At 65.9% G+C, this 22,700-nt stretch carries 17 protein-coding genes and 6 pseudogenes; 3 read left to right on the top strand and 20 right to left on the bottom strand.

The window, feature by feature from the left end; genetic code table 11:
• Positions 1-3: 3 nt before the first annotated feature.
• The 7 genes from flgH to flgB all read right to left on the bottom strand — a co-directional run bounded on the left by flgH (position 4) and on the right by flgB (position 5,508).
• The gene (gene flgH / locus BTO02_RS19925; RefSeq protein WP_075159031.1) at positions 4-693 is read right to left on the bottom strand and encodes a flagellar basal body L-ring protein FlgH; all 690 of its coding nucleotides are present in this window, start codon (positions 691-693) and stop codon (positions 4-6) included.
• Between the two features lie 71 nt (positions 694-764).
• The gene (flgG, locus tag BTO02_RS19930; protein ID WP_075158474.1) at positions 765-1,553 is read right to left on the bottom strand and encodes a flagellar basal-body rod protein FlgG; all 789 of its coding nucleotides are present in this window, start codon (positions 1,551-1,553) and stop codon (positions 765-767) included.
• Positions 1,554-1,619: 66 nt separating this feature from the next.
• Positions 1,620-2,378 (bottom strand): flagellar basal-body rod protein FlgF, encoded by a 759-nt coding sequence (gene flgF / locus BTO02_RS19935; RefSeq protein WP_075158475.1) that lies wholly within the window; start codon positions 2,376-2,378, stop codon positions 1,620-1,622.
• 80 nt (positions 2,379-2,458) lie between these two features.
• Positions 2,459-3,721, bottom strand: coding sequence for a flagellar hook protein FlgE (gene flgE / locus BTO02_RS19940; protein WP_075158476.1), 1,263 nt, complete (start codon positions 3,719-3,721; stop codon positions 2,459-2,461).
• Positions 3,722-3,745: 24 nt separating this feature from the next.
• Positions 3,746-4,471, bottom strand: coding sequence for a flagellar hook assembly protein FlgD (locus BTO02_RS19945; RefSeq protein WP_075155279.1), 726 nt, complete (start codon positions 4,469-4,471; stop codon positions 3,746-3,748).
• A gap of 22 nt (positions 4,472-4,493) precedes the next feature.
• Positions 4,494-4,916, bottom strand: a complete 423-nt coding sequence (flgC, locus tag BTO02_RS19950) for a flagellar basal body rod protein FlgC (RefSeq protein WP_232243400.1) — start codon at positions 4,914-4,916, stop codon at positions 4,494-4,496.
• Between the two features lie 106 nt (positions 4,917-5,022).
• Positions 5,023-5,508 carry a flagellar basal body rod protein FlgB gene (gene flgB, locus BTO02_RS19955; protein ID WP_075158477.1) on the bottom strand — a complete coding sequence of 162 codons (486 nt, stop codon included), beginning with the start codon at positions 5,506-5,508 and terminating at the stop codon, positions 5,023-5,025.
• 283 nt (positions 5,509-5,791) lie between these two features.
• Between flgB and flgA the strand changes: the two genes are divergently transcribed.
• From flgA to BTO02_RS19970, 3 genes are all read left to right on the top strand, one after another.
• The gene (gene flgA / locus BTO02_RS19960) at positions 5,792-7,432 is read left to right on the top strand and encodes a flagellar basal body P-ring formation chaperone FlgA (RefSeq protein ID WP_232243401.1); all 1,641 of its coding nucleotides are present in this window, start codon (positions 5,792-5,794) and stop codon (positions 7,430-7,432) included.
• Positions 7,433-7,567: 135 nt separating this feature from the next.
• The gene (gene flgM / locus BTO02_RS19965; protein WP_075158478.1) at positions 7,568-7,912 is read left to right on the top strand and encodes a flagellar biosynthesis anti-sigma factor FlgM; all 345 of its coding nucleotides are present in this window, start codon (positions 7,568-7,570) and stop codon (positions 7,910-7,912) included.
• Positions 7,913-8,010: 98 nt separating this feature from the next.
• Entirely contained in the window at positions 8,011-8,457 is a 447-nt protein-coding gene (locus BTO02_RS19970; RefSeq protein WP_075158479.1) for a flagella synthesis protein FlgN, read from the top strand.
• A gap of 19 nt (positions 8,458-8,476) precedes the next feature.
• Here BTO02_RS19970 and BTO02_RS19975 read toward each other — a convergent pair whose 3' ends face one another.
• From BTO02_RS19975 to BTO02_RS35415, 13 genes and pseudogenes are all read right to left on the bottom strand, one after another.
• The gene (locus tag BTO02_RS19975; protein WP_075158480.1) at positions 8,477-9,514 is read right to left on the bottom strand and encodes a GSU2403 family nucleotidyltransferase fold protein; all 1,038 of its coding nucleotides are present in this window, start codon (positions 9,512-9,514) and stop codon (positions 8,477-8,479) included.
• 128 nt (positions 9,515-9,642) lie between these two features.
• Positions 9,643-10,374 carry an RNA polymerase sigma factor FliA gene (locus BTO02_RS19980; protein ID WP_075155282.1) on the bottom strand — a complete coding sequence of 244 codons (732 nt, stop codon included), beginning with the start codon at positions 10,372-10,374 and terminating at the stop codon, positions 9,643-9,645.
• A gap of 24 nt (positions 10,375-10,398) precedes the next feature.
• A complete protein-coding gene (locus BTO02_RS19985) occupies positions 10,399-11,268 on the bottom strand; it encodes a nucleotide-binding protein (RefSeq protein WP_075155283.1) in 870 nt (289 codons plus the stop codon).
• Positions 11,261-13,117: a flagellar biosynthesis protein FlhF gene (gene flhF, locus BTO02_RS19990; protein WP_075155284.1), complete on the bottom strand. Its 1,857-nt coding sequence runs from the start codon at positions 13,115-13,117 to the stop codon at positions 11,261-11,263. The genes BTO02_RS19985 and flhF overlap by 8 nt, the downstream gene beginning before the upstream one ends.
• Positions 13,114-15,222, bottom strand: a complete 2,109-nt coding sequence (gene flhA, locus BTO02_RS19995; protein WP_075155285.1) for a flagellar biosynthesis protein FlhA — start codon at positions 15,220-15,222, stop codon at positions 13,114-13,116. The genes flhF and flhA overlap by 4 nt, the downstream gene beginning before the upstream one ends.
• Positions 15,219-16,480 (bottom strand): annotated as a pseudogene (gene flhB, locus BTO02_RS20000) (flagellar biosynthesis protein FlhB). Before flhB ends, flhA begins: the two are co-directional and overlap by 4 nt.
• A gap of 194 nt (positions 16,481-16,674) precedes the next feature.
• Positions 16,675-17,889, bottom strand: a complete 1,215-nt coding sequence (locus BTO02_RS20005) for a DUF3443 family protein (protein ID WP_232243402.1) — start codon at positions 17,887-17,889, stop codon at positions 16,675-16,677.
• A 79-nt stretch (positions 17,890-17,968) separates the two neighbouring features.
• Entirely contained in the window at positions 17,969-18,580 is a 612-nt protein-coding gene (locus BTO02_RS20010) for a DUF2844 domain-containing protein (protein WP_075158481.1), read from the bottom strand.
• 351 nt (positions 18,581-18,931) lie between these two features.
• Positions 18,932-19,638, bottom strand: a pseudogene (gene cheZ / locus BTO02_RS20015) (protein phosphatase CheZ).
• Position 19,639: 1 nt separating this feature from the next.
• Positions 19,640-20,033 (bottom strand): annotated as a pseudogene (cheY, locus tag BTO02_RS20020) (chemotaxis response regulator CheY).
• A gap of 212 nt (positions 20,034-20,245) precedes the next feature.
• Positions 20,246-21,267 (bottom strand): annotated as a pseudogene (locus BTO02_RS20025) (protein-glutamate methylesterase/protein-glutamine glutaminase).
• A 59-nt stretch (positions 21,268-21,326) separates the two neighbouring features.
• Positions 21,327-22,093, bottom strand: a pseudogene (cheD, locus tag BTO02_RS20030) (chemoreceptor glutamine deamidase CheD).
• Positions 22,090-22,700 (bottom strand): annotated as a pseudogene (locus BTO02_RS35415) (CheR family methyltransferase); the annotation flags it as partial. The pseudogenes cheD and BTO02_RS35415, both read right to left, overlap by 4 nt.

The following is a 22,700-nucleotide window of genomic DNA, read 5'->3' on the forward strand; positions in this document are numbered from 1 at the left end:
TCATCACCACGGCGAGATATTGAGGAAGAAGCGCTGCAACCAGCCCATCTGCTCGGCTTCGTCGATATAGCCCTTCGCCGAGTATTCGATCTTTGCGTCGGCCACTTCTGTCGAGAATACCGAGTTGTCGCCGGCCACCGTATTCGGATTCACGACGCCGGAAAAGCGCACCCACTCGTTGCCCTGATTGATCAGCATCTGCTTCTGGCCGCTCACGACGAGATTGCCGTTCGGCAGCACGTTCGTCACCGTGACGGTGATCACGCCGTTGAACGTATTCGATGCATTTGCGCCGCCTGCCGCCGTGAACTGGTTCTGTCCGTTCGCCGCGATATTGGCCTTGTTGAAGAGGCCGGACAGGAAGTTGGCCTGCGTAACCGCGACGTTCGTCGAGCCGTTGCGGTTCGCATTCGCGCCGGACTGCTTGGTCGCGTTGATGTTTTCGGCGATGACGATGGTCAGGATGTCGCCGACATTGCGCGGACGCTGGTCTTCGAACAGCGGATGCCCGGCCGTGCCCGGGTTGTAGATCGATCCGGGCGCCTGCAGTTGCGGCGGTACGGGCGGCACCGCGCTCATCGGCTGCTGCACGATCGGTTCTTTCGGCACGAGCGCGCAGCCGGCGAGCGCGGCGGCGAGCGCCCCCGCCGCCGCGAACCGCAGCGCCGCCTGCGCGGCGCTCGTGCGAACCATAAGACTGATGAGCTGCGACATCTTCGTAACCGCCTGCTGGATATCCACCTGTTCGATGCGACGACGTGCGTTCAAACCTGCATCTGACTGAGCGTCTGCAGCATCTGATCGGACGTGGTCACGGCCTTGCTGTTGATTTCGTATGCGCGCTGCGTCTGGATCATGTTCACCAGCTCCTGCACGACGTTGACGTTCGACGTTTCGACAAACCCCTGTTGCAGCGGACCGATGCCGTTCAGGCTCGGCTGACCGACGTTCGGCGCGCCCGACGATTGCGTCTCCTGGAACAGGTTCTGACCGATCGAGTCGAGGCCGGCCGGGTTGATGAACGTCGCGAGCTGGATCGAGCCGATGTTCACCGTGTTCGTCGAGTTGCCCTGCGTGATCGAGACCGTGCCGTCCTGGCCGATCGTCAGCTTGGTCGCGTTCTGCGGAAGCGTGATGGCCGGCTGCAGCGGAAACCCGTCCGATGTGACGAGCCGCCCCTGCTGGTCGGTCTGGAACGAGCCGTCGCGCGTGTAGGCGATCGTGCCGTCCGGCATCTGCACCTGGAAGAAGCCGGCGCCGTTGATCGCGATGTCCTTCGAATTGCCGGTCTGCGTCAGGTTGCCCTGCGTGTAGAGACGCTCGGTCGCGACCTGCTGCACGCCGGTGCCGACCTGGCTGCCCGACGGGATCTCGGTGTTCTGCGTCGAGTTGGCGCCCGGCTGGCGCAGCGTCTGGTAAATCAGATCCTCGAACACCGCGCGCGAACCCTTGAAGCCGTTCGTGCTCACGTTCGCGAGGTTGTTCGAAATCACATCCATCTGCGCCTGCTGCGCATTCATGCCGGTCGCGGCAATGTAGAGGGAACGGTTCACGGTCTCTATTCTCCTGGTGTTACACCACGTGTTTCAGATGGCTAGCCCGCTTGCGGCGGGCCCGCGTCAGCTGAAATTCAGCAACTGGTTGGCCGACTGCTCGTTCTGGTCGGCGGTCTGCAGCATCTTCGTCTGCATCTGGAACTGACGCGCATTCGTGATCATCGAGACCATCGCGTTGATCGGATTCACATTGCTGCCTTCGAGCGCGCCCGAGACGATCTGCACGTTCGGATCCTGGTCGGCCGGATTGCCGTCGGCCGTACGGAAAAGTCCGTCGGCGCCGCGCGCCATCGTGTTCGGATCCGGGTTCACGAGCTTGATCTGATCGACCAGCGCGATTGCGTTCGGCGGGTCGCCGGCCGCGATCACCGACACGCTGCCGTCCTTGCCGATCGACACCTGCGCCTCGGGCGGCACCGCGATCGGGCCGCCGTTGCCGATCACCGGCAGGTTGCTCGCGTTGACGAGCTGCCCGTTCTCGTCGACGTGCAGATTGCCGCCGCGCGTGTACGCTTCATTGCCGTCCGGCGTCTGCACGGCGATCCAGCCCTGCCCCTGAATCGCGATGTCGAGCGGGTTGCCGGTCTGCGAGATCGGGCCCGGCGTGTAGTCGGAGCCCGGCGTCGCGGACAGCACGAATGTACGCGTCGTGACGTCGTTGACCTGCGAGCCGTCGCCGAAACTCATCGGCACGGAACGGAAGTTCGCGAGCTGCGCGCGAAAACCCGTGGTCGACGCGTTGGCGAGATTGTTGGCGACGACGGCCTGCTGGTCGAGCGCCTGCGTGGCGCCCGTCATCGCGGTGTAGATCAGTCGGTCCATGACTAGCTCGTGTCCTTTTCTGGCATCCGGCTACCGGGTGGCTCGCGCATCGATCGCACAGCCGCCCGGGCTTGCCTGCGTTACAGATTGATCAGCGTCTGGTCGATCGTCTGCTGCGTCTTGATCGTCTGCGCGTTCGCCTGATAGTTGCGCTGCGCGGTGATCAGATCGACGAGCGAATTGGTCAGGTCCGCGTTCGACGCTTCGACCGCGCTGCCCTGAATCGAACCGAGCGTCGACGTGCCGGCCACGCCCACTTGCGGCTCGCCCGAATCGTTCGTCTGCGCGAACTGGTTGTTGCCGAGGTTCTGCAGGCCGTTCGGGTTCGTGAAGGTGGCGAGCAGCACCTGGCCGAGCACCGCGGTGCGGCCGTCCGTGTACGAGCCCGTGATCGTGCCGTCGGAGCCGATCGTGAAGTTCGACAGCTGCGAGGTGCCGAAGCCGTCCTGCGAGGGCGCCGAGGTCGCCGCGCTGTCGGTGCCGTCGCCGCCGAACTGCGTGGTGCCCGACAGGTCGACCGTGATGGTCTGCGCCGCTGCGCCGTCGGTATTGGGAATCGCAAGACTGAACGAGCCGGCCGGCGTGATCGGGGTGCTCGCCGGGGGCGGGCTCGCCGATGCGGTCAGCGCACCCGACGAATCGAACGTCATGCTGCCGAGATCGGTGGGCGTTGCGCCCGACGGGCCGCCGAATACTTCCCACTGGCCCGACGTGGCCGACTTCACGAAATACATGTTGACCGTGGTCTTGGCGCCGAGCGAATCGACGGTCTGGATCGAGGTCGAGAACGTAAAGCTGCTCGGGTCGCTCGGGTCGAACGTTGCGTCTTTCGGCTGCGCCGCAGCGGCATCGAGATTGACGTTGAACGTCGCCTTCGTCGTCGCGACCGGCGGCAGCAGGCTCGAATTCGGAATCTGGATCGGCACGACCTGGCCCGTCTGCAACTGGCCTTGTGCGTTCGCCTGGAAACCCATGATCTTGTTGCCCTCGGCGTCGACGATGAAGCCTGCCTTGTTCTCGACGAGCTGGCCGTTACGCGAGTAGGTGACCGAGCCGTTCGGATTCAGCATCTGAAAGAAGCCGTTTCCGTTGATCGCCATGTTGGTCGGCACGTCGGTCGTCGTCACTTCGCCCTGCGAGAAATCCTGCTGCACGCCGGCGAGCCGCGTACCGATACCGATCTGGTTGTTGACTGCGGTGGCGATCGAATTCGCATATAGATCGGCGAACACCGCCGTGCTCTGCTTGAAGCCGACCGTCTGCGCGTTCGCGATATTGTTGCCGACCACGTCGAGGTCGTTCGATGCGGCCGCGAGGCCGCTCAAAGCTGTCTGATAACCCATGTTGCGCTCCGTATCGAATGCTTGTTAAAGGATGGCCGATGCGCCGCCGTTGAGCGGGATGGTCTGGCCAGTCTGCAGGGTGAGTCCTGGTGTTCCGTCGGCCTGCGTGACGACGCCGATCACCGGGAAGCCGGTTAGCGCGACGGGAGCGTTGTCGCCGGTCGCGGCGCCGCCGGCGTCCACGACGTTGAACGTGTAGTTGCCCGTGGGCAGCGGCTTGCCACCTGCATCGACCGCCTTGAAACTCGGCACCGGAATCACGCCGGCCGGCTGCTGGCCGAGATCGATCGTGTTCACGACGTTGCCGTTCGAATCGACCACCTGCAGCTTCAGGTCCGACGTCGCGGCCGGCAGCTTGATACCGAACGGCGATGCGGCCACCTTGCTCGTGTCGGTCGTGCCGTCGGCGTTGAGCGGGTTCGCGACCGTGAACGTATTGCCCGGCACGAGCACCGTGCGGCCGACCAGCGACGCTGCCTGGCCCGCCTCGCTCGCCGACAGTTGCGCGGACAACGAGCCGAGCGACTGGTTGAGCTGCGCGATGCCGCTCACCGTGTCGATCTGCGCGAGCTGCGACGTCATCTGCGAGCTGTCCATCGGCGAGGTCGGATCCTGGTTCTGCAACTGCGTGACGAGCAGCTTCAGGAACGTCGACTGAAGGTCGGCAGCCGACGTGCCCGCGTTCGGGCCCATCGTGTCGGTCGGCGTGTTCGTCTGGCTGGTGCCGTTATTTCCAATTGGCGTGCTCAAAAAACTCTCCTTGGCTGCCGGGTCACGTACCGATCGTCAGCGTTTTCAGCATCAGATTCTTCGCGGTGTTCAGCGTCTCGATGTTCGCCTGATACGAGCGCGAGGCCGAGATCATGTTCACCATCTCCTGCACCGGGTCGACGTTCGGCGATTCCACATAGCCGTCCGCGTTCGCCGCGGGGTTGCTCGGGTCGTACGTCGTCTTCATCGGCGTCGGGTCGTCGACCACGCCAGTCACCTGCACGCCGCCGACCTGCTGGCCCGACGCGGAGCGCGCGCCGCCGAGCGGATCGACCGCGAACACCACCTGCTTCGCGCGATAGGGCTTGCCGTCCGGACCGGTCGTGCTGTCCGCGTTCGCCAGATTCGACGCGGTGACGTTCAGGCGCTGCGATTCCGCAGTCAGCGCCGATCCCGCCACCTTGAAGATGTTCATCAATGACATGGCCTGTCGAGCCTCCTTCGTTGATCCCGTAGCGTTAATTGAGTGCTTGCTGTTGCGCGGCTGGTTATGCCGTTATGTTCTGTTAGCTGCCGATTTAGCTTCCGAATCAGCTTCCTGAAGTGATCGCCGACAGCAATCCCTTGATCTGCGACGACACGAGCGTCATGCCCGATTCGAGATGCAGGGTGTTGTCGGCGAATTGCACGCGTTCCGAGTCGAGGTCGACCGTGTTGCCGTCGAGCGCGGGCTGCACCGGAATCCGGTACTTGAGCCGGCCGTAATCTTCAGCGGGGCCGCCCGTGGGGATCAGCTTCGCCTTGCCCGCCATATGGCCGGGCTCGGTCGTGGCGAGCGTCATGCCGGTCGTCACGCCGGCCGGCTGGGCCATCTGAAGCGGCGAAGCGCCGAAGCCCGATTCGCCATTGGCTTTGCGCAACGCACCCGCGAGCGACGAAGAGAAATTGATGTCGCGCGCCTTGTAGTTCGGCGTATCGGCGTTCGCAATGTTCGACGACAGCACTTCCTGCCGGTATGCGCGCACGTCGAGCGCTTCCTTGTTGAACGCAAAATTCTGATCGAGCCTGTCAAGCATCGGACACCTCTCCGTATGAACGGTCCGCGGTCATATTCGCCTGCCCGCCCTTGCGCATCCTCGCCGCGGCACAGGGCCGGCGGCGCAAGCAATCAGCAAGGGCTTTTTCGCATGGAGTGCATCTTAGGGGCGCGACGCAAGGGCCAATTGAACGAATAGCCGGGGAAGCGCCCCTCTATTCAACGTTTGCGATGGGAGGCCACTCCCTAGAATGCGTCCTGTACCGTGAGTACCCGTGGGCCGTTGCGGCTCGCGCGTTGGTCCCTGATTCCGGAGAGTTGCCATGACCCTGCCCGCTTTCGCTGCCCTGCCCGGCGTGGTTCGCGCCGCGCGGCTGCACGGCGCGATGCGGCGGGGCTGGCGTGCATGGCGCGTGTCGTCGGTCGCGGCGTTGCTCGGCATGGCGTTGCCTGGCGCGGGCTTGCCTCTCGCATCGATTGCAGCCGGCGCAGTGCCCGCGCTCGCGTATGCGCAGGACAATGGCGGGCCGATCGTGATCCCCGGACCCGGCGAAAAAAATCCCGCCGATGCGCAGGCGCTCGCCGCGCGCATGGGCCTCGCCGCTCATTCCACCCAGCCGGGCGCGGCGGCGCTCGCCGCACTGCGTCCGACGCCTGCGGCACAGCGTGCCCTCGACGCGGACAACGGCCAGATCGTCATTCCAGGAAACGGCGAGCCTCGCGGGCAGCTGGCGCCAGGTGCTTATGCCGCGAACGCGACGAGCGGAACCGTCACGAGCGGCCGCGTCATGACTGCCCGCGCGGTGCCGGCCGTACCGGTGACGCTGCAACGCGTCAGCGTGCAGCCGCCGGCGCAGGGTGTCGCGCCGGTCGTCGTCAGCAATGCGCAGGCGCGCTACAGCGTGCCCGCGTCCGACTTGCACGCGACCGATGCGGCGGCCGCGTCGGCGCCGATCCAGATCGATCCGCTTGCCGCGCGCGGCGAGCCGCCGCAACTCGGCGGCGCCAGCGGCAGCACGGCTGCGGTCAGGATGCAGCTGACGGGTGCACAGCCGACGAATGTGCAGCCGATGACTGCGGAGCAGGCGAACGCGGCCCAGATCAGGGCGGCGCAGCAGTGGGCCGCTCAATCGACAGCAAGAGCAGCAGTACAAACCGCCGCGCACGCCGCGGTGCCCGCGCCCCAGCGGTCCGCGCAAACGGCCCAACTGCAGCCTGTGCGTTACACGCCGCCGCGCGCCGCCCTGGCCAATGCCGCGGCTCAGACTGTGGCCACGGTCAACGCCGGCGGCGCCAACACGCTGGCCGCGAGTACCTCCGATGCCACCCCGGTGCCCGCCGGCCAGCAGGACGGCGAGACGATCCGCGCCACGGCGCTCGCGTTCCTGCAGCAGCAAACGGCCGGCTTGCCCGGCAAGATCACGATTGACGTCGCGCGCCCCTTTCCGCGCGGCCTTGCGGCCTGCACGGCGCTCGAGCCGTTCATGCCGGTCGGTGCGCGCCTGTGGGGACGCACGTCGGTCGGCGTGCGCTGCGCGGGCGCGCGCCCGTGGACGCTCTACTTGCGGGCGCGCATCTCGCTGCAGGCGACCTACTACACGGCGGCGCGCCAGATCGCGCCGGGCGAAATGCTGACCGCCGCCGATCTCGTCGCCCACGAAGGCGATCTCGCGACCCTGCCGCAAACGGTGATCACCGATCCGTCGCAAGCCGTCGGCGCGGTCGCGCTCGTGCGTATCGGCGCCGGGCTGCCGCTGCGCCAGGACACGATCCGCAGCGCGGCATCGGTGACGGCGGGACAAACAGTGCGCGTGGTCGCATCGGGCGAGGGTTTCTCGATTTCGGCGGAAGGTAGCGCGATGAACAACGCAACGCCTGGCCAGCAGGTGCGGGTCAGGACCACGAACGGCCAGATCGTGACCGGCGTGGTGAAGGACGGTTCGACCGTCGAGATCCAGATGTAAGGCAGATTCGGCCCGGGGAACGCGTTTCGGACAAGGAAAAGGTGACGGAAGACGAAAAAACAGTGGGCTCCGGTTGCGCTAAAGTTTCAGCCGGCGTTTGCCGATATCACGGTCAAATCGTTCAGGAAGCCCATCGTGAAAGTCGATTCCAGCACCAACCCGAATCTGACGCCGCTCAGCAACGGCGTGCAGCGCGGCCAGCAAGGCGAAGCCGCCGCGGCCGGCGCTACTGCCGCACGTACGCCAGCCCCGAGCTCGAGCGGCGGCGGCGCGGCCGCGGACGTCAGCCTGTCGGCGCTCGCGGGCCATCTGCAAGCACTCGGCGCATCGAGCCCGGCCGATATCGATACGGCCCACGTCGAATCGATCAAGCAGGCAATTCGCGACGGCTCGTTGAAAATCGATGCGTCGAAGATTGCCGATGGCGTGCTCGAAACCGCACGCAGCCTGCTGCAAGGCACCCAGCCGTCCGGCAGCTGAGCGTCCGAACGTTCTTTCTCGGGGCGCTCTCACTGGCGGACGCATGTAGAAACCTGCGTCGCCTGCGTCATGCGGGCGGTTTAACGTTTGAGTGAGAGATGAAAGACGCCCTGCTTGACACCATCATCGACGAATACGCGACCGTCGAAGCCTTTGCCTCCTTGCTCGCCGTCGAACAGAAAGCGCTGACCACGGCGTATCCGGGCGAAGTCCTGAAGCCGATCGTCGAGCAGAAAACCTCGATGGCCGACAAGCTCGCGATGCTCGAACGCGCGCGCGAAAGCCATCTGCGCGAACGCGGCCTGCCGGCAGGCAAGCGCGGCATGGATCTCGCCGCGGCCGAGGACGCGCGCCTGAACGAGCAGTGGGGCCTGCTGCAGAAATCGGCGGAACGCGCCCGCAAGCTCAACTTCAACAACGGCCTGATGATCCGCACGCGCATGGACTACAACCGCCGCATTCTGGCGGTGCTGCGCGGGACGCCCGAAAAGGCATCGACGTTCTACGGTCCGGACGGCAAGGTGCCGATGTATTCGGGGCTGTAGGCAACGCGCGCTTCAGGCTTCACGCGGCGCGGCTCAGGTCCGCGAGAAAATCGCGCGCACGCTCCGACACGTCCAGTTCGAAGTTCATCGCAAGCGCAGCGGCCGTCGACACACGCGGCCGCGCCTTCTTCTCGATCCTTTCCGCCGCCGCTTCCAGCGAGTCCGGGTAGCGCTCCATCAACGCATCGATGAGCACCACCGCCTGGCGCCGATCCTTGCCGGCCTTCGCGGCGAACCCTGGACCGCGCAGCGTGCTGACGACCAGTTTGTGAAGCGCAAACCTGGCGGGATCCGGCACGGTGACCGGAACCGCGTGTTCCTTGCCGAGCACGAAGCCCTTCGCGGGCTCGGTCAGCAAATATCTGAAGTACGGCAGTCCCGTTGCATGCGCGCGCAGATGCGGCAGCGGTTTCGTTTCGTACGCTTCGGTGCCCGGCACGAGCAGATCGACCTTCAATGGCTGGCCGCGCGCCTTGAACGATGTCGCGGGCCGGCGCGCGTCGAGTTCCGGCACTTCGAGAAAGGGCAGGCTGCTGTCGCGCAGAATGTCGAGGAAGCTGCGATTCTGCGGAATGGCGACCGAAATCGCGCCGGTGCTGCCGATATCGATGTCTTCGGTCCGATAGTTCGCCGACATGCGCACACCGAGCCCGTTCAGCAGCGCGCCGAATGCATGCGAACCGACGAGCACGCCGCCGTGACTGAAAATGCCCGCGTTGTAGAGCGTCGCAATGGTAAGGGCGGCGGAATTGTCGGCTGCGGCGAAACCGGCTTTGCGTAATATCTGAACGTCGGCGGCAAGCTCGCGCATCTCGAAGCTTTCCTGCAGTTTCGCGTCGAGCGTGGCGTTGGTTGCCGGCTCGCCCGCACGGCCGAGCGAGGTCTCGACCCGCTTGCCCGATGCAAGATAGACGCGCCAGTAAACGTAGCTTTTTCCGTCGACGGACTTGATCGACGCAGAGCCCGGAGAATGAAGCAGGATTTGCGTTTGCGCGGCGGCACGCTCCGCAACGGAGGCGTACAGCGTTTGCAGCGCATCGTTGTAGAAGGTCGGCATGGCGGCGGAAATTTATACCCTACGATTGCATTGTAGGGTATAAGACCAGCCGGCGCCGTTTTATACCCTATCGTTGCATCGTAGGGTATAAACTCGCGCCGGATCCTTATCAGGCGGGCATGCCCTTTTTAGCTCTCCTCGGCCGCCCACGCCATTTCGCGCAAGCGCGCACGCAGCCGCGCGACTGCCTGGCTATGCAGCTGGCACACGCGCGATTCGCTCACCTCGATCACGGCGCCGATCTCGCGCAGGTTCATCCCGCGCTCGTAATACAGCGACATCAGCAGCTTCTCGCGCTCGGGCAGCCGCTCGATCGCCTCGATCAGCGCGCCGCGCAGGCTCTCGTCGAGCAATGCCGAGAGCGGGTCCGAGTGATCGACGCAATAGCGGTCGAGGAACGGCTCGTCGTCGGCGGAGCGGTCGAAGTCTTCGTAATAGATGAGCTGGCTGCCGTGCAGGTCCTGCAGCATCGACTGATACTCGTCGAGCGGCATCTTCAGGTGCTGCGCGATTTCAGCTTCGCTGGCCGCGCGGCCGAGCTGCTGCTCGACCTGGTGCACCGCCATCTCGAGCTCGCGCGACGTGCGCCGCACGCTGCGCGGCAGCCAGTCGTTGCTGCGCAGCTCGTCGAGCATCGCGCCGCGAATGCGCTGGCTCGCGTAGGTTTCGAACTGCGCGCCCTGATCTTCCTTGTAGCGGCTCGCGGCGTCGAGCAGGCCGATCATGCCGGCCTGAATCAGATCGTCGAGGTCCACGCTCGCCGGCATTTTTGCCACCAGCTGCAGACCGAGCCGCCGGACCAGCGGCGTGTATTTCGTCAGAACGTCGGCCTGAGAAATCTTTCCTTGAGCGTTGTACATCGAGCTCCCCTTGTCCGCTGCCTGTCAGGCGTGCTGTGCGGACGGTTGTTCGGCGTGTGACGCCGGCGTGACTGCCGCGCTCGCCGCCCACGGCGCGCGCGATGACATCGCTGGCCGCATCGGCCAGTACTGCAATTCCGCGGCAAGGTGCCGGAAGTCGCGCGCGGCAGGTGCCGAAGGAAATGCTTCGACGATGCAGCGCGACAGTTCCGCGGAGCGCGTCGTGAGCGGGTCCGCCGCGACGCAGCCGGCGCCTTCGAGCGCCACGGTCAGATAACGCCCCGCGACGGCCGCGAGGTTGTCGAGCGCGAGTTGCGCATCGGAGACGCTGTGCACGTGATTGACGAGCATGCGGAATTGCGCGATCGCATACGCGTAGTGCAGGCGCTTCATGCAGGCGTACGTATCGGTGATCGCCTGCGCGGCAACGCGCGTGACCATCATGAGGTCGTGCGCCTGCAGCGCGAGGTCCGACAGCATGCCGTCGCGTTCGAACTGCACGTCGATCAGCACGACATCGGCCGTGCTGTCGAACACCGCGGCCAGCTGCGACGGTTTGCACATGTCGCGATGGCTGCGCGGCGCAGCGAGCACCGCGAAGCCTGCGCTATGGCGTTCGGTCGCTGCATCGAGCGCCAGCTCGCCGCGCGTAAATGCGACGAAGCGCTCGGCCGCGGCGCCGTTGGGCGTCGCGACGATCGCGTCGGGTTCGCCCGCATGCTCGTCGACGACGAGCACGTCCTTGCCCTGCGCCGCGAGCGCCGCCGCAAGATTGACGACGGTCGTCGAACAGCCGACGCCGGCCGTGCCGCCGGTCACCGCGATCGCGCGCGAACCGTGCCGCGCGAGCAGGCGCCGCAGTCCTTCTGCCTGATCGGACACGAACTTAGCCAAACCGGACCTCGTGCTGCTCGGCAGTCGAGCGTGCGGACAGCGCGGAGAGCAGACCCGGCACGTCGTCTTCCTGCGGAACGAACGGCGAATGATCGCGCGGGATGCAGAACGCGCTGCGAACGAGAAATTTCTTCGTCGCGACGTAAAGGTTTTCCGGCACCTTCTGGCCGGTCGAGACATAGTGCACGGGCAGGCGGTAGCGCAGCACCGCATCGAGCGTGCTGCCGAGATTCGTCGCTTCGTCGAGCTTGGTCAGGATGCAGCCGGCGAGCGGCTGCTTGTCCGGCGCGCTCTGATAGGCCTGTACGACTTCGTTGAGCGTGTCGCCGTGGCAGGTCGCGTTCAGCAGCAGCAGACGCTGCACCGGTTGGCCCGCGCGGCTCAACATCGCGATCTGGTCCGACACGAGGCGGTCGCGCTGGCTCATGCCGATCGTGTCGATCAGCACGATGTGCTTGTTGCGCAGCTCCGAGAGCGCGAGCTGCAGGTCGGCGCCGTCCTTCACCGCATGCACCGACACGCCGAGAATCTTGCCGAAGATGCGCAGTTGCTCGTGGCCGCCGATCCGGTAGCTGTCGGTGGTCAACAGCGCGACCTTGCTCGCGCCGTAGCGCATCACGCAGCGCGCGGCGAGCTTGGCGGTCGTCGTCGTCTTGCCGACGCCGGTCGGACCCATCAGCGCGAACACGCCGCCGCGCTCCATCAGCGCGTCTTCGCTTTCCATCACCGGCAGGTTCGACTCGAGCACCGAGTGCACCCATTCCATGCCCGCGTCGAAGCTCTCGACGGCCGGCAGGTTGTCGACCACCATCCGCACGAGCTGCGCGGAGAAGCCCGCTGCGAACAGGTGCCGCGTGAGCGCCGACTGGATCGGGCTGCGCCGCTGGCTATCGGCCCACAGCAGACCGGCGAAGTGCTCTTCCATCATGCCGCGCAGCGAGGCCAGCTCGTTCATGACCGTTTCGTTGACGATCTGCGACATGCGCGCATTGATCGCGTCGGTGACCGCGGCCGTCACGTTCTCGGGATAGCCGGACGCCGTCGTCGCGCGCTGCGTGGCGCGGCGCGCGGCGAGCTGCGCGGCCTCGCGCGCCCAGTCCGGCGCCTCGTTCGTGAGCGTCGGAATCGCGGCAAGCGAAACGCCGTGCGGATCGTCGCGGCGCGCGCCCGACGCCGGCACCGGCGCGGACATGGGTGCCGGTGCGGCGCCCGGCGCGCCGAGACCCTTCGCAGCGGCGGCCGCAGGCGTGAGCGGCGGCTGTTTGCTGCTGTAGTCGCCGGGCTGGCTATCGCGCTTCGCGGCGATCTGCTGCGCATGGTCGATCAGCCACGGATTCGTTTCGGCCATCGTGGGACGCGGCGCCGGCGCCGGATGCCGTTCCACCGGCTTCATGATCGATGCGGCCGGCACAGCGGGCTTCGCGGGCGCAGTTGCTTCGCTCTTCTCGACGCGCGGCCGCGCCGGTTCGATCTCGGGCCCGATCAGCGCGGCCACGGTTTTCGCTTCGGGCGCGCTCGCGCCGGGTTCGCCGTCGGCGCCCGCTTCGGGGCTCGCGCCGAATACCGACGAAAACACGTCAGGCAAACCGCTCGCATACGGATTGGCAAACCCGGAGACCGCGCCGGCACGCGCTGCGCCTTCCCCGGCCGCGCCTCCCAGCGCCGCCGCGGCGCGCTTGCCCGCAGCCGGCGCGATGGAGGCGAGTTCGCTGTCGGCGAGCGCGACGATCTCGACGCTGCCGTCGGCGAGCGACCGGTTCGACAGCACGACCGCATCGGCGCCGAGCGCTTCGCGAACGAGGCGCAACGCATCGCGACTCGTGGCGCCGGTGAATTTACGGATGTTCAAGCTTGACCCCCGATGAGGTTAACGACCTTGATGTTTCTTGTGTCGGGCACTTCCGCGTACGAAAGCACCTTCAGTTGCGGCAGGCTGCGGCGCAGGAAGCGCGCGAGCATGGCGCGCAGCGAGTGCTGCACGAGCAGCACCGGCGCGTAGCCGAAGCTTTGCTGGCGAGTCATCGCCCGTTGCGTTTCGGTAAGCAGCGTCTGCGCGAGGCCTGGTTCGAGACCGGGGTTCGGACCGGTCGTCAGCGCCTGCGCGAGCACGCGCTCGAGATTCGAATCGAGGCCCATCACCTGCATGTCGCCGCTGCCCGGGAACCATTGCTGCGTGATCGCGCGGCCCAGCGCGAGGCGCACGATGGCCGTGAGGTCGTGCGCGTCGGTGACCTTCGGCGTGTGCTCGGCGATCGATTCGAGAATCGTGCGCATGTCGCGGATCGGCACGCCTTCCTCGAGCAGGTTCTGCAACACCTTTTGCAGCGTCGTGATCGACACCTGCTTCGGGACCAGTTCTTCGACGAGCGACGGCGACGACTTCGTCGTCCGTTCGAGCAGCGCCTGCACTTCCTGGCGGCCCAGCAGCTCGGACGCGTGCATGACGACCAGATGGTTCAGGTGCGTGGCGACCACCGTGCTCGAGTCGACCACCGTGTAGCCGTACACCTGCGCCTGCTCGCGCAGGTTCGTGTCGATCCAGACGGCCGGCAGGCCGAACGCCGGGTCGGTGGTCGGCGCGCCCGGCAGCGCGGCGCTGACCTGCCCCGGATTGATCGCGAGCCACTGGCCCGGATACGCCTCGCCGACGCCGATCTCGACGCCCTTCAAGGTGATGCGGTAGCCGTTCGGACGCAGTTCGAGGTTGTCGCGGATATGGATGACGGGCGGCAGAAAGCCGATTTCCTGCGCGAACTTCTTGCGGATGCTCTTGATCCGCTTGAGCAGCTCGCCGTCCGAGTTGCGGTCGACGAGCGGAATCAGCCGGTAGCCGACTTCGAGGCCGAGCGTGTCGATCATCGTCACGTCGTCCCAGCTCGCCTCGGTGTTCTCGGGCGCGGTCAGCGTGGCCGGCGAAGCCTCGACGAGGGCCGACGCCGACTTGCGCCGCTCGGCGCGCTTCTTCAGCACGCGGCCGAGCTGGATCGCGCCGCCGCCGAGCGCCAGGAACGCGAGGTGCGGCATGTCGGGAATCAGGCCCATCAGCACGAGGATCGAGCCCGTGATCATGAGCACGCGCGGGTTCGAGAACAGCTGCGAGGTCAGCTGCGTGCCGATGTCCTCGTTGGTCGCCACGCGCGACACGATCACGCCGGCGGCCGTCGAAATGACGAGCGACGGGATCTGCGCGACAAGGCCGTCGCCGATCGTGAGCAGCGTGTAGTTCTTGCCCGCGTCCGCGAAGCTCATGCCGTGCTGCGCGACGCCGACGATAAACCCGCCGAGGATGTTGATCACCATGATCAGCAGGCCCGCGATCGCGTCGCCGCGCACGAACTTGCTCGCGCCGTCCATCGAGCCGTAGAACTCGGCTTCCTGGGCGATCTCGCTGCGCCGCTTGCGCGCCTGCTCTTCGTTGATCATGCCGGCGTTCAGATCGGCGTCGATCGCCATCTGCTTGCCCGGCATCGCGTCGAGCGTGAAGCGCGCGGACACTTCGGCAATGCGGCCCGCACCCTTCGTGATCACCATGAAGTTGATCACCATCAGGATGATGAACACCACGATGCCGACCGCGAAGTTGCCGCCGACGAGGAAGTGGCCGAACGCCTCGATCACCTTGCCGGCCGCATCGGGGCCCGTGTGCCCTTCGAGCAGCACGATGCGGGTCGACGCGACGTTCAGCGACAGGCGCAACAGCGTCGAGAACAGCAGCACGCTCGGGAACGCGGCGAAATCGAGCGGCTTGGTCGTGTACATGCTGACGAGCAGCACCATCACCGACAGCGCGATGTTGAACGTGAACAGCAGATCGAGCAGGAACGGCGGCAACGGCAGGATCATCATGCCGAGGATCATGCAGATCAGAATCGGCCCGGCGAGCGCGCGCAGGTTCGCGCTCTGCAGCATGTCAGGGCGGCGCGAGAGGAAACCGGCGCGGGGCGGCGTGCTCATGCGCGGCCTCCGTCGTTGCGCGGGTTGCGGTTGCCGCGCGTGTCGCCACGCTCGCTGGTACGGGCTTGCGGATCGATTGCTTCCACGTCTTCGATATCTTCGATGTCGTCGTCTTCGTCAGCGGCCGGGCCGCGCTTGTCGAGTTCGGCCGGCACGTCGAGGTCGCTCGGGCGTACCGGCTCCGCGCCGCCGTGCGTATTGAAGCGGCGCAGCTGATAGACCCATGCGAGCACTTCGGCGACCGCGCCGTACAGCACGCCCGGCACTTCGGCGTCGAGACGCACGTTGTAATAGAGCGCACGCGCAAGCGGCGGCGCTTCGAGCAGCGGCACGTTGTTCTCGGTCGCGAGTTCGCGAATGCGCGCCGCGACGAGGTTCACGCCTTTCGCGACGACCTTCGGCGCGCGCATCTTGCCGTCCGTGTATTGCAGCGCGACCGCGAAGTGCGTCGGGTTCGTCACCACCACGTCGGCCTTCGGCACGTGCTGCATCATGCGGCGCCGCGCGGCCGCGCGCTGTTGCGCGCGAATGCGGCCTTTCACATGCGGATCGCCTTCGTTTTCGCGGTGCTCGCGCTTGACCTCTTCCTTGGTCATGCGCAGCTTTTTCTCGTATTGCCAGATCTGGTACGGCACATCGAGCGCGGCGATCAGGAACATGCCCGCGACGGTCGTCGCGCAGCACACGGCGATCAGATGGGCGGTGTTCGCGAAGGCCACCGACATCGGCTGCGTGACGAGCGCGAGCACGTCGTCCTTGTGATTCCAGACCGCGAGCGTGCCGATCCCGCCGACCACGAGCGTCTTCGCGAGCGCCATGCCGAGCTGGATCACGCCGTTCGGCGAAAAAATGCGGCCGAGGCCCGACACCGGATTGAGCTTGTTCCACTTCGGCTCGAGCGACTTTGCCGACAGCAGCCAGCCGCCCAGCGCGATCGGCGCGACGAGCGCGGCGAGCCCGGTCAGAAACAGCAGCGGCGCGAGCGCCTGCAGGCCCTGCATGCTCGCGGCGCCCGCCCCGATCAGCATGCGGCGCGTTTCGAAGACGCTCGCGTGATCGAACGTGAACGAGCCGCGCAGCATGCCTTCCAGATGAGCGCCGATCTGACCGGACAGGCCCCACGCGCCGAAGAAGCCGGCCGACAGCAGCGCGAACGAGACTAGCTCGCGCGAGCGCGCGACCTGCCCTTCCTCCCGCGCCTTCTGACGGCGACGGGGGTGGCTGATTCGGTCTTTTCGAGGTCGCTGTCCTCTGCCACGGGGCTCTCCAGGCGGTCACGGCATCCATTGCCGGTTTTCCGGGTGAGAGCGATTATTCCCGTAGACGTAAAGGGACGATCGGCGGATAAAGGGCGTTAAACCGGGGTATTTCGCGGGATGGAGGAAGCAGCGGGCCGGCAACCCCGCAGCGGCCCCGGACGGGGCCGCTGTTTCGCCGTACGCGAACGCGCGGCTAGAACGCGATAAACGGCGCCCGGCCGCCGGACGCGCGCAGGTCGAGGCCGTGATACACGGTCTTGCCGAAGTAGAACGGCAAGCCGAGATCGAGCGTGCCGCTTGTCGCTCCGGCCGAACCCGTGAGATTGCCTAACGCGAAATTCCCAGTTTTGAGAAGATTATCTGCGTTGTCTGCTGCGAAATTTACAGTTGTCACGGTCGTGCCGACCCCTTGCAGCGTGGCGGTGAGGATCTGCTTGGCGGCTGGGCAGTAGAAACCCTGCGCGTTGCTGCCACACAATGGGAGAGACGCGATCATGAACACGCCGTTAGAACCCGTGTCGAGGAAAGCTTTCACGCCGCTCACGCCATTGAAAGTACTGTTTTGGAGGTCGCCCGCCAAGTCGGAAACGAGCATTGTCACTGTGCCCGGCATCGCGTTGTTCGACTGTGTGTTGATGCCAAAGGTGACAAGGCCCGTCGCGGTCTTCGAGCCTCCGTCTGGCACAGCCGGGAACTGGACGATTACGCCGTTGTTGTCGCTCGCGAAGCGCGCCACAGGGTTCGTGACCTGCTGCGTGACCGCGACCGGCACACGCGTACAATTGGCCGTCGTCGTATTGGGTGGGCAGGAGAAGTACGTGCTCGGATTGTTGACCGACATCGCTGCGGCACATGCGGTTCCGCAGTCCGTAATCGCCACACCGACGCCGAGAATGCCGTTTGCATTGAGCGCATTGGCTGTGTCCTGGGCATTTGACGCGGGCACGCTGTTCGTGCAATTTTCGCTCGGAATCGTTGCCTCCGGTAAATCACCCACCACTTGGATTGGAATACTAGCCGCCGTCTCCCCGCCGATATGTACGTCGGCCGTACGAATCGTCCCCCACGTGAAGCTTTGCGCGAAAAGCGCACATTGCGCAAGGATGCCGGATCCCGATGGCAACGCCGGCAGGCTGGCGCCCACCGAACCCAACGATGTGTTGAGCACACGCAGGCCGAAAGACCTGGTATCGAGCAACACATTGTTGATGGTTTGACACGCGGTCGCCGAACCAGGTGCGCAGACAGTCACGGTCACGGTCGGAATATTCACGTTGCCCGACACACCCTGGCTGATCACCGCGGCGACCTGATTCGCTCCCGAGGGCGTCGGAGTGCTCGGTGAATTCGAACCGGCGCTGTTGTCGCTGCCGCCGCCTCCGCCGCAACCGGCGACGATCAGCGACACGGCAAGCGCGGCGGCGCCTTTCAGCCAAGGCGTCATTCTGGTTGTTCGTTGCACGAGAATTTCTCCAGTCGTCGGTCGATTAGCGGAGTTGGTCGCCGGTTATGCCGGCCGGCATCAGCGCGGGCAGATACCCACAACCGACATAGCTCCCCATGTGGCCGCCCGCGCGAACCACGAGGCCGCCCTGTTCGACCGTCGCCGGGCCGCGTGCGGCACCGCGTGCCGCCCGAGCGGCGCGCGCGCCCTCCACATACTGCTGGTAGTAGTCGTTGCCGAAGATTTCGGTGAGATTCGGATACGCGGGTCCGTTCCAGCATGCGGCGAACACCTGGCCGTTGCCGTCTACGTATTCGCGCACGACGGTGCCGGTTGCGAGCGTGGTCGAGCGCACCGTATAGGCGGCGGGACCCGACGCTGCTGCAGAACCCGACGCAGCCGACGCCACACTTGACGCCGCAGCCGATGCGCCCGGCGTGATCGCATTGCGCATCGTCGCCGTGGCCGACGCGGACGGCGCGCCTGACATGGCCGACGGACCCGACGTCGTCACGCTCGCGCCTTGCGGCGTCGTCATCGGACTGCTGCCCAACGCCGCGTTCGCTGACGGCGCGGCGGCCAGCATGCCGGCCGCGCAGAATGCGGCAGCGGCAAGCGCGAGCACGCGACGCCGCAACGGGTTTGATTCGAACATCGGCACTCTCTCCTTGAAAACCGCGCTCGCGATGCGAGCCGCATGCAGTCCGAACCTGTTTGCATGGTCGCGACGCATGTTGAAGCGCGATGACACACCGCACCGCGCGCCATTCGGATCCGCCTTCCAGGCCACGCCAGCTGCTTCTCGAAAGCGCGCTGGCAACCGCCCGACAGCGCTGCGCAAGCCCGATGCCCGTTGCCGGAACGGGAAAGGGCCTTTGCGTTACGCGATGGCTAGTATGCCTGCGGAGAGATCGAAGGGACAGACTCCGCGGCTGCGTGAGCATTCGCTTTCAGCAGCCGCGCAGCCTTCGGGGACGAGAGAGAGCGGGAGTCGGAGAGATCCGCGTCAGAAGCCGAGGCTCGCGAGCAGATCGTCGACTTGCGACTGATCCTGCATGACGTCGGCCTTGCCTTCGGGGTTGATCTGCGGACCGTTGAGCAGACCCTCGGGGCTGCCCGTCGACGACACTTCGCGACGAGCGCCGCGGCCGTCGCCGCGAACTGCTCGCGCCGCTCGGGCGCGATGTTCTCGACGAGCACGCCGAGCAGTTGCTGCTCGATCACATAGACGATCTCGGTGATCTTCTTGATCACCTGGCCCGTCAGATCCTGGAAATCCTGCGCGAGCATGATCTCGAGCAGTTGCTGGTTGGTCGCCGCCGTCGCGTCGGGCAGCTTGCCGAGAAACGCGTGCGTGTCGTCCATCAGCGTGCGCACTTCGTCACGTTCGAGCGGCGCCGCGTACCACTGCGCCCAGCGCGCATCGAGCTTGCCCGCGTCCTGCTGCAGCTGCTCCTGGATCGGCTTCGCGACTTCGATCGCGGTCAGCACTTTTTCGGCGGCCTGCTCGGTCATCGTCGCGACGTATTTCAGGCGGTCGCGTGCGTCCGGCACGGCTTCCGCGGCACGCTCGACATGCTTGTCGATGCCGAGTTCGCGCATCGAATCGCGCAGCGTGCGCGTCAACTGGCCGATCCGGGCGAGAATCCGGTCGGTGGTGTGATCGCTGTCGTCGCGCGCGACCGCGTCCTGCGCGTTGGTCGGCTGGTTCACATTAGCCCCCGGTTTTGCCCATCTTTTCAAGAATCTTGTTCAGCTTCTCGTCGAGGGTCGCCGCGGTGAACGGTTTCACGACATAGCCGCTCGCGCCGGCCTGCGCCGCGCGATGATGTTTTCCTTTTTCGATTCGGCGGTCACCATCAGCACCGGCAGGTGCGTCAAGGCTGCGTCCGCGCGAATTTCCTTCAGCATCGCGAGGCCGTCGAGGTTCGGCATGTTCCAGTCCGAGATCACGAACTCGTAGCTGCCGCCGCGCAGCCGCGCAAGACCCGCCGCGCCGTCTTCGCTTCGTCGACATTCGAGTAGCCAAGCTCCTTGAGCAGGTTGCGGACGATCCGGCGCATCGTCGGAAAGTCGTCCACCACCAGAATCTTCATTCCCTTGTCCATCTGATTCCCCTCTATTTCCCAATCCAGCCGGGCGGCGCACCGCCACCCGTTCGTCATTCAGTTCCCGGTCCGCTCAGGCCCCATGCAACAAAGCTGCATCGATGTGCCGTATAGAACGGTTATCGGCTGCACCGCGGTTACTCTGTAACCCAAATGGCCGCTCAAGACCCCGTCGCGGCGTCGCCTTCGCACGCGCGCCGCGACCGGCATGATTACACACGCTGCACCCGTTCGCCCATCGAGTTGAGTCGCGCCATCACGCGGCGGCTCATGTCGGCAAGCGGAGAGATGTCGTCGGCGGCGCCCATCGCGATCGCTTCGCGCGGCATGCCGAACACGATGCAGCTCGCCTCGTCCTGCGCGAGCGTATAGGCGCCCGCGCGGCGCATGTCGAGCAGGCCCGCGGCGCCGTCGCGGCCCATGCCGGTCAGGATCACGCCGATCGCGTTCTTGCCCGCATGCTGCGCGGCCGAGCGAAACAGCACGTCGACCGACGGACGGTGCCGGTTCACCGGCGGCTCGTCCGACAGGTGCGCGATATAGTTCGCGCGCTGCGTGCGAGCAGCAGGTGCGCATGGCCGGCGCGATGTAAGCCGCGCGCTCGCCGTGCTCCGCCTCTTTCACCGTGATGCGGCACAGGCCGTTCAGACGTTGCGCGAAAGATTTGGTGAAGCCCGGCGGCATATGCTGCGCGATCAGCACCGCCGGCGCATCGGGCGGCAGCGGCACGAGCACTTCGCGAATCGCCTCGGTGCCGCCCGTCGACGCGCCGACGATAATCAGCTTCTCGGTCGATACGAGCGGGTTATTGAAGAGCGGCGCATGCGCGGCGGCCGCCGGATGCGCGCCGCCTGCTGCCGGATGCGCGGCCGGCGCCGCCTGCCGCACGCGCGCGCGGGCTGCCGCGCGCACTTTGTCGGCGAGCTTCTCCGAGTATCGAGCATGCCGTCGCGGATGCCGACGCGCGGCTTCGTCACGAAATCGACGGCGCCCAGTTCGAGCGCGCGCAGCGTGATTTCCGAGCCGCGCTCGGTCAGCGACGACACCATCACGACCGGCATCGGCCGCAGTCGCATCAGCTTCTCGAGGAAATCGAGGCGTCCATGCGCGGCATTTCGACGTCGAGCGTCAGCACGTCCGGGTTGTGCTGCTTGATCAGCTCGCGCGCGACGAGCGGATCGGGCGCCGTCGCCACCACTTCCATGTCCGGCTGGCCATTGATGATCTCGGTCATCAGGCTGCGGATCAGCGCCGAATCATCGACGCACAGTACCTTGATCTTTTGCACAGTTGCTACGCCTCCTCTGCGGTCCGCGCATTTTTGGAATCGTTCTCGCGGCCGCCCGCGTTGAACAGCTCGATACGTGGCTTCGTCGCGCCGCCTGCGGTGCCGGCTGCGGAGCCGCCGGCGCGCGCGCGCTGCCGCCGCCCTTGCCGGCACTGAACAGCTCGACGCGCGCGCGCGCCCTAGCGAGGCGTTCGGCGCGCTGCTCGGCGCTCTGCCGGGCCAGCACGCGTTCGCGCTCCGCCACATCCGGGTCTTGCTGCAATCCGAGTTTCTTCACCATCACCTGGCCGGTGCGCGGCAGGAACGCGACCTTGCGCGGATGTGCGCCCTGCAGGTCTTCGGCGATGATGCGGATTTTTTCGAGCGCGAGATAGCGGCGCACGAATTCGGAATTGCGATCGCCGATATTCATCGTCGTCATGCCGGCGAGCACGGCGGCGCCGCCGAACACTTTCGCTTCGAACCGCTCGCGGCGCCCGCCCGCCTTGATCAGCTCGTTGATCAGCACTTCCATCGCGTACGCGCCGTAGCGCATGGCGTCGGAGGCGGCCTGCACGACTTCGGCGCCGTCGTCGGGCAGCATGAAGTGATTCATGCCGCCGATGCCCGCGGTGCGGTCCTGAATGCAGGCGGCGACGCACGAACCGAGCACGGTGACGAGCACCATGTCTTCGTTCGTCGTATAGAACTCGTTGGGCAACAGCTTCACGCCGGGACGCTTGAAGTGGTTGTCGTAATAGAGGTTGTTCGCGATCGGCAATCCGGTGCTCATGCGCTCACCTCGTTCATCGCACCGTGCGTGCGTCCCTGCGCGGGCGCGCGGCCGCTGTCGCGCGTCAGCTCGTAGACGGTCTGGCCTTTGAGCCGGAACGCCTGCGTCACATAGGTGAAGTTCTCCGAGTGGCCGGCGAACAGCAGGCCGCGCGGCTTCACGAGCGGCTCGAAGCGCGCGAGCACCTGCGACTGCGTCGGCTTGTCGAAGTAGATCATCACGTTGCGGCAGAAGATCGCATCGAACGGGTTGCGCAGGCCGTAGTCGCGATCGGTCAGGTTGAGCCGCTCGAAACGGATCATCGCGCGCAGTTCGGGCCGCACCTTGACGAGCCCCGCATGCGCGCCCGTGCCGCGCAGAAAAAGCGCTTCAGGCGCTCCGGCGACAGATGCCGCACCTGCTCGTACTGATAGACGCCCGCATCGCATTTGGCGAGCACTTGCGTGTCGATGTCGGTGGCGAGCACGCTCGCGTGGCGCGCGGCCGATTCGCCGAGCGCTTCGACGAGCGTCATCGCAATCGAATACGGCTCTTCGCCGGTCGAAGCCGCCGAACACCAGACCGACACCGGCTGCTGCCGCTTCTTCACGAACTCCGCGAGAATCGG

Origin of the sequence: Paraburkholderia sp. SOS3 (assembly GCF_001922345.1) — a bacterium.
In the GTDB taxonomy this organism is placed as follows: Bacteria; Pseudomonadota; Gammaproteobacteria; order Burkholderiales; family Burkholderiaceae; genus Paraburkholderia.

Excerpts from the sequence above, each read along its gene's own strand:
- BTO02_RS19975 (WP_075158480.1), bottom strand. The coding sequence starts at position 9,514 with ATGCCGACCTTCTACAACGATGCGCTGCAAACGCTGTACGCCTCCGTT.
- flgE (WP_075158476.1), bottom strand. The coding sequence starts at position 3,721 with ATGGGTTATCAGACAGCTTTGAGCGGCCTCGCGGCCGCATCGAACGAC.
- flgC (WP_232243400.1), bottom strand. The coding sequence starts at position 4,916 with ATGTCATTGATGAACATCTTCAAGGTGGCGGGATCGGCGCTGACTGCG.
- flgB (WP_075158477.1), bottom strand. The coding sequence starts at position 5,508 with ATGCTTGACAGGCTCGATCAGAATTTTGCGTTCAACAAGGAAGCGCTC.
- flgH (WP_075159031.1), bottom strand. The coding sequence starts at position 693 with ATGGTTCGCACGAGCGCCGCGCAGGCGGCGCTGCGGTTCGCGGCGGCG.
- BTO02_RS19980 (WP_075155282.1), bottom strand. The coding sequence starts at position 10,374 with ATGTACAACGCTCAAGGAAAGATTTCTCAGGCCGACGTTCTGACGAAA.
- BTO02_RS19970 (WP_075158479.1), top strand. The coding sequence starts at position 8,011 with ATGAAAGACGCCCTGCTTGACACCATCATCGACGAATACGCGACCGTC.
- BTO02_RS20010 (WP_075158481.1), bottom strand. The coding sequence starts at position 18,580 with ATGTTCGAATCAAACCCGTTGCGGCGTCGCGTGCTCGCGCTTGCCGCT.
- flgA (WP_232243401.1), top strand. The coding sequence starts at position 5,792 with ATGACCCTGCCCGCTTTCGCTGCCCTGCCCGGCGTGGTTCGCGCCGCG.
- flgF (WP_075158475.1), bottom strand. The coding sequence starts at position 2,378 with ATGGACCGACTGATCTACACCGCGATGACGGGCGCCACGCAGGCGCTC.
- flhA (WP_075155285.1), bottom strand. The coding sequence starts at position 15,222 with ATGAGCACGCCGCCCCGCGCCGGTTTCCTCTCGCGCCGCCCTGACATG.